Genomic DNA, 11,400 nt, shown 5'->3' with positions numbered 1-11,400 from the left:
TGTCCACCGGGGCACCCGCGGCTCGCCTGGCTCGCGCCGGGCGGGGCGATGGGATAGGAACGCCCCATGCATGCCGACGACATCGACGTGACCGCCGCCGGCGAGCACGAGTACGCCGTGACCCTCGCCTCCCGGACGCTGCACGTCAGTGTCGACCCGGGCCTCCTCGAGGAGCTCGGGCTCACCGCCGTCCAGGAGCCGCTGCTCCTGCGCCGTGCGGTCGAAGGCCTGCCCTCCGCGGAGCTCGCCGAGCTGCCCGAGACGATCGACTTGCGCGAGCTGGGCGCGCGCGTGCCGGGGTTCCCCGAGGTGACGCTGGCGCGCCTGCGTACCTGAACTGGGCTTCGCGGCAGCGCGCTTCAGCGACGGCTCGTGCTCGCCCGCCCGCGAGGGTGCGCTTGCGCCCGAGCCGCTGCGCTCGCCCGCGACCGTGCCCCCCTGCGCCGCAGGCGCTGCGCTCGCCCGCGACGGCGCGCCTGCGGCGCTGCGCCGGACGGGTGAGCTGGCGGTCCGCCTCGCGCAGCGCCTCAGCTGCGCAAGTGCCCTCCCGATGAGGACGCCGAACCCGGCCGGGCGGCGGCCGCCACGAAAGGTACGAGGGTGAGAACGTTCCTCGGTCCCGGCCGCGCGCTGATGGCGCGTCTGCCCTACGCCGGCAAGCTGGGAGCGCTGACGGTCGTCCTGCTGCTGCCGCTGGGCTTCGTCGCGGCGCAGTACCTCTCCGCGCAGAACTCTCAGATCGCGTTCAGCCAGAAGGAACGCGAGGGCGTCGCATACGTCCGGCCCGCGTTGGAGCTGCTCGCCGGGGCCGTGTCGGCGCGTCACGCGGCCGTCTCGGGGCAGCCGGTCCCGGCCTTGGCGGCGCAGGTGGCCACGGTCGACGACGCCACCGACCGGCTGGGAAGCCGGCTCGGAGTCAGCGACGAGTGGCAGGCCGCGCGGGACGCGATCACCGCGGCGCAGGCCAGCCAGGAGGGGGCGGGATCGGCGTACGCGGACTGGACCGCGGCGACGCAGGCACTGCTCGCCCTGGTCGTGGCCACGTCCGACGGCTCCAACCTCACCCTGGACCCCGACCTCGACTCGTACTACGTGATGGACGCGGTGATGTTCCGGCTGCCGCTCCTGCTGGACACCGCGGGCGGCGCCGTCGACCGGGCGGCCGTGGCCCGGCTGGACGGGTCGGCGAGCGAGCTCGACAGCGCCCGGGTGGCCCTCGCCGTGTCGAGCGGCACGCTGACCACCACGCTGCAGGCGGTTTCCACCGGGCTGCAGACCTCGGTACGGCAGACGGCCGACGCCGGGCTCCGCGAGATCGAGCCGCAGGTCGGCACCGCCACCGGCGCAGCGCAGGGCGTTCTCGACACCGTGACGGCATCGGTGGGCAACGGGCGAGTGGACACCGTCCCTGTCGACGCCGCCGAGCCCGCGACCGCAGCTGTCGCCGCACTGTCCTCCCATCTCGTGGACGACCTCGACCGGCTCCTCGAGACCCGCATCGACGGCTTCGTGTCGGCCAAGCGCGTCGTCCAGTCGGCCACCGGCGCCGCGCTGCTGCTCGTCGCCTACCTGCTCGCCGGGTGCTACCTGTCGACCGTGCCTCCGCTGCGGCGTACCCGTGCCGCGCTCGACCGCATCCGCGGGGGCGACCTGACCGTACGAGTACCCGTCGACACCGCGGACGAGGTGGGCGCCATGGGCAGCGCCCTCAACGAGGCCGCCGAGTCCCTGTCGGAGACGATGCGCGCCATCACCGACAATGCCGAGTCGGTCGCGGGCGCGGCCCTGACCCTGAGCGCCGCATCGGGCGACCTGTTCGACGCGTCGCGGACCGCTGCCGGCGAGACCGCGTCCGCTGCGGAGGAGGTGCGCACGGTCACGGCGTCTGCCGACACCGTCGCGCACGGCACCGACGAGATCGGCAGCGCCATCCGCGAGATCGCGCAGGGCTCGGCGTCGGCGACCTCGGTCGCGGCGTCCGCGGTCGAGGCGACGCGCGGCAGCAGCGAGCTGGTCGCGCAGCTCGGGCGCAGCAGCGAGGAGATCGGTGCCGTGGTCAAGCTCATCACCACCGTCGCGGAGCAGACCCACCTGCTGGCGTTGAACGCGACGATCGAAGCAGCCCGGGCCGGCGAGTCCGGTCGGGGCTTCGCGGTGGTCGCGGAGGAGGTCAAGCAGCTGGCGCAGCAGACCGCGCAGGCGGCCGAGGACATCGTCGCGCGCATCAGCGGCATCCAGTCCGACGCGCGCGTCGCGGTCACGTCGATCGACGCTTCGGCCGACGTCGTCGTGCAGATCGCCGACATCCAGCAGTCGATCGCGGCCGCCGTCGAGGAGCAGGACGCCGCCGCAGCACAGATGGCGCGCAACGTCGGTGACGTCGCCGGCGCCAGCGCTCGCATTGCCGGCAGCGTCGAGGCGGCTGCCCGCTCGGCACGGGCCGTCGAGGCGAGCGCGGCGACCACCCGCACGGTCGCCGAGGGGCTCAGCGGCAACGCCGAGCAACTGCGGTCGGTCGTCGGGCGCTTCACAGTGGGGTGAGTAACGGCTCGCGCCCACACGCCCGAGCACGCCGGCCATAGCCGAGCACGCCATCGCACGCCGGCCATAGCCGAGCACGCCGTCGCACGCCGGTTACACCCGGGCACGCCGGAGCACGCCGGCCCACCGGGGCACGCCGTCGCACGCCGGCCACACCCGGGCACGCCGGAGCACGCCGGCCACACCCGGGCACGCCGAAGCCCGGGGTCTTGACGCCAATGCCCCGCGACTCGGCCTACTCCGGGTCCAGGTCCTCCGGCGGGACCACGTAGCGCCGGCCGAGCGGGCTCCGCCAGGTGACGACGCCGTCAGGTGAGCGTGTCGGCTCCCAGCCGCCGTGGGTCTTCGCGTTGTGCCATCGCCGTCGCAGCGGCTGCAGGTTGGCCCGCGTGGTGTTGCTCCCGTCGAACGGCACGACGTGGTCGAGGTCCGCGCGGCTCGCGGGGTAGCCGCTGCCCGGCCCTCGACATGTGCGGTCGCGCGCGCTGACGAAGGCCGCCAGCCGCGGGCTCGGCCGGTAGGCCTGTGACCCGACGTCCAGCAGCTCGCCGCTCTGTGGCTCGGTCACCCATCGCCGCCACGAGCCGTCCGCAGCCAGCTCTCGCGCGACCGGCGCCGGGATCGGCCCGTAACCCTCGAGCTCGCCCGGTCGCTCCGACAGCCCGAGCAGGGTGTCCAGCCCGACGGTCACACGCACCGCCGGGCGGGCCAGCGTCGCCCGTGGGAGCCCGGGCAGCACGTCGGGGTCGGCGAGGACTGCGGCGCACAGCGCGACCAGGCCGTCCGCGCGCCGTGCGGCGACCGGCACCGGCTTCCCGTCCTCGGGATCGACCGCCGGCATCGCCGAGGCCACCGCGCCGAGTGCCGCCCAGATGGTCGCCACGCCCGCCGCGTCGGTGGTGACGGCGACCTGCGCCATCCCGTCGGGCAGGTCCGACTTCTCCGCGCAGCGGGCCGCCCGAGCCGCGGCCTGTCGCTCCGCCGCTCCCGCTGGGTCGACCGCGGCCACGGCCCGCCGCAGAGCCCGCCGTGTCTGCGCCACGGTCTGCCGTCCTGCCCGGGCCAGCACCCGCTGCTGCACGAGCTCGGTCGCGGCGTCGTCGAGCGGGGCGCACAGCTCGACCACCGCGGCCGCTTGGCGAAGCTCGATACGGCCCGCCTCCAGCTCCGTCAGCGTTGGAGTACAGCGCCCGGTCAGCTCCGCGGCCTGGCGCAGGCGCGCGGACACCGTGGGCCACGACCACCGCAGAGCGGCGCCGATCTCGGCCTCCGCCGCCTGCTCCCCGGACCAGTGCTCAGCAGCCAGGCTCCCGGGCTCCGGGGCGCATTCGGTCGCTATCGCCGCGCCGGCGGCGGCGAGGGCACGCGCTTGCTGCGCAGACACCCACGCGCCGACCCGCTCCCAGCCGCGGACGACCTCCACCCGGTCGTCCGCAGGGAGCTCGCGCGCCGCGAGGAGCAGCAGGAGGTCGACGAGGGCAGGCCCTGGAGGAGCCGCCGCGACCAGCTCCGCCACCGGCGCCTCGATCGGCAGTAGATGAACCGACGGTTCGCGTCCGGGCACCGGCGGCAAGGTCTGGTTCAGGGCGAAGTGCGAGGCCGTCGGTGAGGGGTCATCAGGCGCGGTCGGCGAAGCGGTCGGTGAGGGGTCATCAGGCGCGGCCGGCGAAGCGTCGGACCGAGCCGCCGGCGAGACCTCGGCACCGGCCGCCGGCGAGACCTCGGCACCGGCCGCCGGCGAGACGTCGGTACCGGCCGCCGGCGAGACCTCGGCAGCAACAGCCGGCGTCGCCTCGCACCTGGCCGCCAGCGCGGGGTCGGCAGCAACAGCAGGCGAGACCTCCGCAGCAACAGCCGCCAACGCGTCCGACCCAGCCCCCGGCGACGCGTCAGCAGCCCCCGGCGAGACGTCAACAGCAGCTGCCGACAAGACGTCGTCAGCAGCAACCTCCGACGCGTCACACCCAGTCTCCGGAGGAGCGTCGTGTCGCGCGGAGGTGCCTGAGGTGGCGTTGGCGCCTGCGTGCACGATGTCGACTCGGTGACCGGCCGCAGCCTCGGGCCGGGAGGAAGGTGGAGCCGGTTCCGTGAGGGCTCGCTCGCCTTCTCCGTGGGCGCCCCACGTCGCGCTCTCGAGGGACTGCGCAGGCGCATCGTGCCCCAGCCTCGGAACTGACGTGGACCGGGCTGCCGGGTCCCGGCGCACGCACAGCGGGCGCAGGGTCCACGTGGCCGCCGCCGGAGTCTCCTGCCCGGCCCCATGGGAAGCCGACGGCGGGCGCAGGCGGAGCCTCCTCAGCCTGGCCGCGCTGGCCGCCGCTTCCGAGAGCCCCATGTCGCGCACGCTAGACGGCACCACTGACAATCCGCTCCGAGCTTCCACAGGGCTGAGGATCAGCCGCGTCCTGAGGGTGGTTCCGCGGGCACGGCTGGGGCGGCGGCTGAAGCACCCTGGAACCCAGCGTCGCCGTGTCGGCTCTCGGCCCTCGTGTTCAACAGCAGGCCGCCGGTCGCCCCTCGAGGCCCTGAGCGAGGCCGGTCGCCGCCTGCCAGCGTGCTCGCCGGAGCCCCGGCGACCACTCCCGCGCGGACAGGCATGGACGCGCTCCACCGCGTACCGTGAACCATGGCCCCGCACCGGACGTCCCGCGACCTGCGCCGCGCCAGCCTGCTCGCGGTGGCACTGACGCTGGGGCTGGAAGGGTGCTCCTTCGAGGACGAGCCCGGCTCCCTGCGCCCCGAGGCCGTCGCCCAGACCTCGAGCGCCGGGTCCGAACCGCCCACGCGGGACGTGACCCCGTCGCCCAGCCCGAGTGCCCCGTCCCCCGAGCAGAGCGCCGCACCGTCGCCCATCCCGAGCGCGACCACGACGCCCGCGCCGGGCGAGACCCCCACGCCGACCGCCACGCCCACCCGCCGCCCCGCGGTCACCGGCATGATGAGCATCCCGGCCCTCGGCGTACGCGGGCTGAAGGTCGTCCCCTACCGGGGCACCACCGACGACGCGGCCGGCACCCGCATCCAGAACCGCGGCGTCGCCGCCAGCCCCCGCGGATCTACCGGCGGCGTCGGGCCGGGCGAGGTCGGCAACTACCTCGTCACCGGCCACCGGCTCTCGGCGGGCGGGGTCTTCCGTGAGCTGCCGCGGCTGCGCAACGGCGACACCGTGACGGTGACGTCGGACGGCGTCGTCTACACGTACGTCATCTCGGGCACGCGGGAAACGTCGTTCCGCTCGACGTCCTCCCTCGCGCGGCAGCGGGCGGCGGTCCCGGGCTACCCGGGGCGGCGGGCCACCAAGGCCATGATCACCATTTCGACCTGCGCCACGCTCGAGGATCACGCCGCGGGCAACTACTGGTCCGACGAGTTCGACAACCCCGAGCACCGCATCGACAAGATCGGCGTGCTGCGGTCCAGCCGCGTGCTCTGACCGCCGCCGCGCTGAATACCGTCCGCAGGCACAAGCGCCTGCGCGAAAGCCCCGCTGGAAGGGGGGGAACCAGCGGGGCCTTCGCAGCCTGGTGGCCTTGCTGCCGTCAGCCGAGAAAGCGTCGGGCCGGCGACGGCAGGGCGGCTCGCAACGGGACTGACGAGCGACTGATCCCGGCCCGATCAACCGAGAGCGCGCTTCGCCCCGCACCACGGGAAGCCCTGAGGAAATGGCCGTTCACGAGGAACCGGCCGAATCCTCATCCCACAAGCGATGACGTCGCGCGCCTCAGCTGACCTTGACGGTCGAGGTCGCGACCTCCACCCCGGAGTCGTCGAAGACGACGACGGACACCGTGTAGGTGCCGGGAGTGGTGTAGCGGTGGGTGGCGAAGACCGCAGGCTGGTTCAGCGGACCCGCGACGAAGCCCGGCGTGATGTCCGAGACGTCGCCCCACGAGACGTACGCCGTGACCCCGTCGCGGGGGCCGCTGAAGGAGGAGATCGTGGCCAGCGCGCCTCCGAACATCACTCCGGACTTGACCGAGAGCGTCACCCCGGACACGGCCGGCGCGGCGTGCGCCGGCGTCGCCGAGGTGACACCCAGGGCGGCCGCGGCCACAGACGCGGATACGAGCGCGGCGGCTCGCGACATGCTTCTCGCCATGACGGTTCCCATGCTTTCTTCTCGAGTGAAAGGGGCGCAGGAGTCGGGACATCTCGTGGCCAACAGGTTGATCCCTGCTTCCTGGCCCCGGCTGCGCCACCGGGTCTCGAACGCTAGCCCAGATCTCGCCCGGCACCCGTCGGCAAGTTCTTACGCAAGTCTTTCGCCTTCTTCGCGAGTTGCACTAGTTGACTAGTAGGTCACTCAAACAGGTGAAGACTTCTCGAACTTTACCGGACACACCACCGGAGAAGTGCATGCAGAGCCCGAGCGCTCGCTCGCGCTCAGCGCCGCGCCGGCCCGTCCTCGCCGTCGTCGTCCGGCCGCACCTCGAGGCCGAGCGCCGTCACGAGCACGACCGCCTGGTGCACGTCCACCACCGCGCCGCGCAGCTCCACGCCCAGCGGGTCGACCCCGGACAGCTCGGACCCGCGCAGGTCGCACCGGGACAGGTCCGCGCGGTGCAGGGCCGCCCCGGACAGGTCCAGCCCGCGCAGCACCGCCCCGGCGCAGCGGGCACCGGTGAGATCGGCTTCACGCATGCGTACGCCCTCGAGAGCCGCGCGCCGCAGGTCGGCCCCCGCGAGCCCGACGAAGGACCAGTCGCCGCGCTCGACGCGCAGCAGGTCGAAGGTGCACCGGGAGAACAGGCTCCCGGTGGCCTTGCAGCCGGTCATGCGCGCGTCGAAGAACGAGCAGTTCGTGAACGTGCAGTTCAGGAACGCGGAGTCGGCATGCGTCGAGCCGTTGAACTGGCAGGCGCGGAAGCTGCAGCCCTCGAAGGCCGCGCCCTTGCTCGAGGCGTCGGTGAGGTCGACGTCGAGGAAGGTGACGCCCGAGAACGAGAGGCCGGACAGGTCCGCCCCGTCCCAGTCTTCGCCGCGCACCTCGCCGCCGGCGGGGACCTCGCGCACGCCGGTCACGTCAGCGCTTCGGCCGGAAGGTGACGTCGACGTCCTCGAACCCCTTTGCGCGCTGCGCCTGCGCCTGGGTCGTATAGGCCGCGACGTCCCCGGGCGTGAGGTCGACGGCGTCGGTGAACGGCGTCAGCAGGGCGCGCGGATGGAGCTTGTCGACGCGGACGACGTTGAGCTCCACGCAGAGGACGAGGGCCATGGAGGCAAGGTAGATGAAGGCGATCAGCCCGAGCATGAGGGCGAACACGCCGTTGGTGTCGCTGGCCGCCTTCACCACCGAGCCGACGTAGAAGGCTCCGAACGTCTGCAGCAGCTGCCACACGACCGCGGCGGCCACCGCGCCCGGCGCGATGTCGCGTACGCGGAGCCGACGCGCGGTGGCGACGAGGAACGCCAGCAGGAAGATGCCGGTGTTGACCACGACGGACGCGACCAGGACGAGCACGCGGATCAGCTCGTCCACGTCGGCGCCGTACGAGCCGGCCGTCGCGCCGAGCGCGGACAGCACCGTCGTGCCGATGATCGCGATGCCGAGCGTCGCCAGCAGCAGCAGGCCGCGCAGCCGGCCCACGATCGGGTTGGGCCGGCTGTTGCGCGGCACCCGCCAGGCGGTGTTCATCGCGTGCTGCACGGCCTGCGCGGCGCCCGTCCCGCCGTACAGGCCGACGAGGACGGCGATCACGACGCCCGCGGTCCCACCGCTGAGCCGGTCGGGCGTCTGCAGCTGGCTCCCGACGACGGGGAACTGCGCCAGCGCGGAGTCGCGCACCTGGTCGCGCAGCTCCTCGTTGTTGTCCAGCAGCACGCCGAGCAAGGTGGACAGGAGCAGGAGCACCGGCAGCACCGCGACGATGACGTAGTACGTGATCAGCGCAGCGAGGTAGTTGCCGTGGTCGTCGAAGAACTTGTAGACGACCGCGAGCGGGAACCCCGCCGCGGGGTGGCGGCGCTGGAACTGGTCCAGGCGCTCCGTGACCGACATGGGACCAGCTTCCCCGGGCGGCGCAGGCCCAGAACCCGTCGCCCCGGGCGCGGGGCCGGGACGGCTCGGCGCCGAGTGGACGTGTCCGGTTCTTCCCGGCGTAAGACTCCGGCCACCCGGACAGCAGCCTCAGGCGCTAGACCCGTCGGCATGTCGATCCCGACCCCCCGATCCGCCGCCTCGCTCGACCGCCGGCGCTTCCTCACCGCCGTCGGCGGCGTCGCCGGGCTGGCCATCGCCGCCCAGGTGCCCGGCGAGCTGACCGCCTTCGCCGCGGTCCGCGAGAAGGACGAATACCCGTTCACCCTCGGCGTGGCCTCCGGAGACCCCACGCACGACGGCGTGGTGCTCTGGACCCGGCTCGCGCCGCGGCCCTTCGAGCCGGGCTACGGGATGCGGGGGAAGACGACGAACGTGCACTGGCGGGTGGCGGCCGACCCGGGGATGACGCGCAGCGTCCGGCACGGGACGGCGCGGGTCAGCCCCGCGCTCGGCCACTCGGTCCACGTCGAGGTCGACGGCCTGCAGCCGGACCGCGAGTACTACTACCAGTTCCGCTACCACGGCCACTACACCCCGGTCGCGCGCACCCGGACCCTCCCCGCGCCGGGCACGGCGGTCAACGACCTCAAGTTCGCGTTCGTCTCCTGCCAGGACTACAGCAGCGGCTACTACCCGTCCTACCGCTTCATCGCCGAGGACGACCTCGACCTCGTCGTCCACCTCGGCGACTACGTCTACGAGGGCACCATCGGGGCCAACGGCGGCAACCGGCGTACGCCCGTCCCCGCCGCCGCGCGGCCGGCGCCCCGGAGCCTGGACCAGTGGCGCATGCGCTACGCGCTCTACAAGAGCGACCCGGACCTGCAGGCGGCTCACGCCGCGCACCCCTTCATGGTCACGTGGGACGACCACGAGGTCGTGAACGACTACGCCAACACGAAGGCCAACCGCCAGCCGGACATCTCCGCGCTGCGCGCCGCCGCGTACCAGGCGTACTACGAGCACCAGCCGCTGCGGCGCCGCTCCATCCCGGTCGACCGCGGTCTGACGCTCTACCGCCGGATCCAGTACGGCGACCTCGCCCAGCTGGACATGCTCGACGGGCGGCAGTACCGCGACGTCCCGCCGTGCGGCTGGGGCGAGGCGCAGGCCTGCGCCGCGGCGTACGACCCGAAGATCACCATGCTCGGGCAGCCGCAGGAGAAGTGGCTCCTCGACGGCCTCGCCGCCTCCACCGCGCGGTGGAACATCCTCGGCAACAACGTGATGGCCGCCCGGCTCGACCACGACGGCAACGCGGGCGAGCTGCTCTGGCACGACGCCTGTGACGGCTTCCCCGCCGCCCGCAACCGGCTGACGAGCCACATCCAGGACGCCGGGGTGCGCAACGCCGTCTTCGTGACCGGCGACTGGCACTCGACGTTCGTCAACGACATCAAGCGCGACTTCGACACGCCGGGCTCGCCCGTCGTCGCCACCGAGTTCGTCGGGACCTCGGTCTCGACCAACGGCGACGGGGCGGTCTACGGCCCCTACTACGGCCCGATGATCGGCTTCAACCCGCACATCAAGTTCTTCGACGGGGACCGCCGCGGCCACGTCCGCTGCATCGTCGGCCGCGACCAGTGGCGCACCGACCTGCAGATGGTCGACACCGTGAGCCGGCGCGACGCCCGCCTCTACACGTACGCGTCCTTCGTCGTCGACGACGGCGTGCCGGGGGCGCGGCAGGTGTGACGACCGCGGGCGCGGCTACGTCAAGCGGCCCGGCTGCAGGCCGTACGGGGCGGCGATCAGGAGGACGTCACGCTCCGGGCCGCGCGAAGACGTTCGCGAGGCTACTCGTCCTCGGCCGCGGCGGCGGCGTCGAGGCGCCCGCGGGTGCGGTCCACGCGCGCGGCGATCGCCTCGGACACGGCGTCGCGCTGCTTCGACAGCAGCTTGAGGCTGAGCAGGCTCGAGACGACCAGCGCGATCAGCAGGGCCAGCGCACCGTTCACGCCGATCACCCACAGGACGAGCGCGACCGCGACGAGCAGCGCGGTGCGCAGGGCGAAGAACGCGAGGACGGGATGGCGCTGCACGGGACGAGCGTACGCCGCCGGGCAGCGCTCATCTCCCGCGCGCGGCCACGCGGGCCTACGCTGGGCGTGTGCTGAGGGTTCTCACGGTCCTGATCCCGCTGGCCCTGCTCGTCTGGGCGCTGGTCGACTGCCTCCAGACCCCGGAGGAGGAGATCAAGGGCATGCCCAAGGTGCTCTGGGTCCTCTTCATGCTGCTGATCCCGCTCGTCGGGTCGCTGGTGTGGATCTTCGCGGGCAAGGACCGCCGCCGCGGGCGGGCGACCGGCTGGGGGCAGGGGGCCTTCCCCGCCGGCCCGGCCGGCCCGTACGGCTCCGCCCCGGTCGCGCCGGACGACGACCCGAACTTTCTGGAGCGGCTGCGGCTGCACAAGCTCGAGCAGGACCTCAAGGCGCGTGAGGAGAAGCTGCGCCGCGACGAGGACGGCGACGAGCGGCCCCGGCCCTGATGCCGGCCCAGCGGGGAGCGGGCCCGCAGGGCACGGCGACGGACGGGCACCAGCGGGCGTTGCGCTGGCTGCTCTGGGGCGTGCTCCACGTCGACGTGGCGCTCGTCGTCGCGCTGGGGTGGGCCTTCTTCTCCCGGGACGACGGCGAGGGCTTCTGGTCCGCGTTCGTCGGCGCGCTGCCCTTCGGCCTGGTCCTGGCGGCCGGGTTCGCCGGCCTGGACCTCTACCAGTACTTCCGGTACGGGCAGCTTCCCTGGCCGGTGCGCCGCAAGGAGCGCGCGGAGCGGTAGCAGAGGCGAAAAACCGCGCGCCCCGGGCCGAGGCCCGG

The 11,400-nt window shown here is 73.5% G+C and carries 11 protein-coding genes; 6 read left to right on the top strand and 5 right to left on the bottom strand.

Going from position 1 to position 11,400, the window contains the following annotated elements; all coding sequences use genetic code 11:
• Positions 1-66 precede the first annotated feature (66 nt).
• Positions 67-336, top strand: a complete 270-nt coding sequence (locus G9H71_RS14065; RefSeq protein ID WP_166282880.1) for a hypothetical protein — start codon at positions 67-69, stop codon at positions 334-336.
• Between the two features lie 264 nt (positions 337-600).
• Positions 601-2,541, top strand: a complete 1,941-nt coding sequence (locus tag G9H71_RS14060; protein ID WP_166282878.1) for a methyl-accepting chemotaxis protein — start codon at positions 601-603, stop codon at positions 2,539-2,541.
• 235 nt (positions 2,542-2,776) lie between these two features.
• Here G9H71_RS14060 and G9H71_RS14055 read toward each other — a convergent pair whose 3' ends face one another.
• The gene (locus tag G9H71_RS14055; RefSeq protein ID WP_166282876.1) at positions 2,777-4,057 is read right to left on the bottom strand and encodes an HNH endonuclease; all 1,281 of its coding nucleotides are present in this window, start codon (positions 4,055-4,057) and stop codon (positions 2,777-2,779) included.
• A gap of 1,110 nt (positions 4,058-5,167) precedes the next feature.
• On the opposite strand from G9H71_RS14055, the gene G9H71_RS14050 reads away from it, so the two are divergent.
• Positions 5,168-5,974, top strand: a complete 807-nt coding sequence (locus G9H71_RS14050; protein WP_166282874.1) for a class E sortase — start codon at positions 5,168-5,170, stop codon at positions 5,972-5,974.
• Positions 5,975-6,262: 288 nt separating this feature from the next.
• Here the strand turns inward: G9H71_RS14050 and G9H71_RS14045 are convergent, their stop codons facing one another.
• The 3 genes from G9H71_RS14045 to G9H71_RS14035 all read right to left on the bottom strand — a co-directional run bounded on the left by G9H71_RS14045 (position 6,263) and on the right by G9H71_RS14035 (position 8,539).
• Complete coding sequence (locus tag G9H71_RS14045; protein ID WP_166282872.1) at positions 6,263-6,652, bottom strand: PKD domain-containing protein; 390 nt, start codon at positions 6,650-6,652, stop codon at positions 6,263-6,265.
• A gap of 272 nt (positions 6,653-6,924) precedes the next feature.
• Positions 6,925-7,554, bottom strand: coding sequence for a pentapeptide repeat-containing protein (locus G9H71_RS14040; RefSeq protein ID WP_331272996.1), 630 nt, complete (start codon positions 7,552-7,554; stop codon positions 6,925-6,927).
• Between the two features lie 10 nt (positions 7,555-7,564).
• Positions 7,565-8,539, bottom strand: coding sequence for a YihY/virulence factor BrkB family protein (locus G9H71_RS14035; protein WP_166282870.1), 975 nt, complete (start codon positions 8,537-8,539; stop codon positions 7,565-7,567).
• 150 nt (positions 8,540-8,689) lie between these two features.
• Between G9H71_RS14035 and G9H71_RS14030 the strand changes: the two genes are divergently transcribed.
• Positions 8,690-10,279 carry an alkaline phosphatase D family protein gene (locus G9H71_RS14030; protein ID WP_166282868.1) on the top strand — a complete coding sequence of 530 codons (1,590 nt, stop codon included), beginning with the start codon at positions 8,690-8,692 and terminating at the stop codon, positions 10,277-10,279.
• 101 nt (positions 10,280-10,380) lie between these two features.
• On the opposite strand, the gene G9H71_RS14025 is transcribed toward G9H71_RS14030, so the two are convergent.
• Complete coding sequence (locus G9H71_RS14025; protein WP_166282866.1) at positions 10,381-10,626, bottom strand: DUF4229 domain-containing protein; 246 nt, start codon at positions 10,624-10,626, stop codon at positions 10,381-10,383.
• Between the two features lie 68 nt (positions 10,627-10,694).
• Here G9H71_RS14025 and G9H71_RS14020 point away from each other — a divergent pair, with 68 nt between their 5' ends.
• Positions 10,695-11,072, top strand: coding sequence for a PLD nuclease N-terminal domain-containing protein (locus G9H71_RS14020; protein ID WP_166282864.1), 378 nt, complete (start codon positions 10,695-10,697; stop codon positions 11,070-11,072).
• The gene (locus tag G9H71_RS14015) at positions 11,072-11,362 is read left to right on the top strand and encodes a hypothetical protein (RefSeq protein WP_166282862.1); all 291 of its coding nucleotides are present in this window, start codon (positions 11,072-11,074) and stop codon (positions 11,360-11,362) included. Before G9H71_RS14020 ends, G9H71_RS14015 begins: the two co-directional genes overlap by 1 nt.
• Positions 11,363-11,400 lie beyond the last annotated feature (38 nt).

The organism is Motilibacter deserti, from assembly GCF_011250635.1.
Lineage (GTDB): Bacteria > Actinomycetota > Actinomycetes > Motilibacterales > Motilibacteraceae > Motilibacter_A > Motilibacter_A deserti.
Note: the sequence above shows the minus strand (reverse complement) of the source record. Positions and strands in the feature narration are given on the sequence as shown.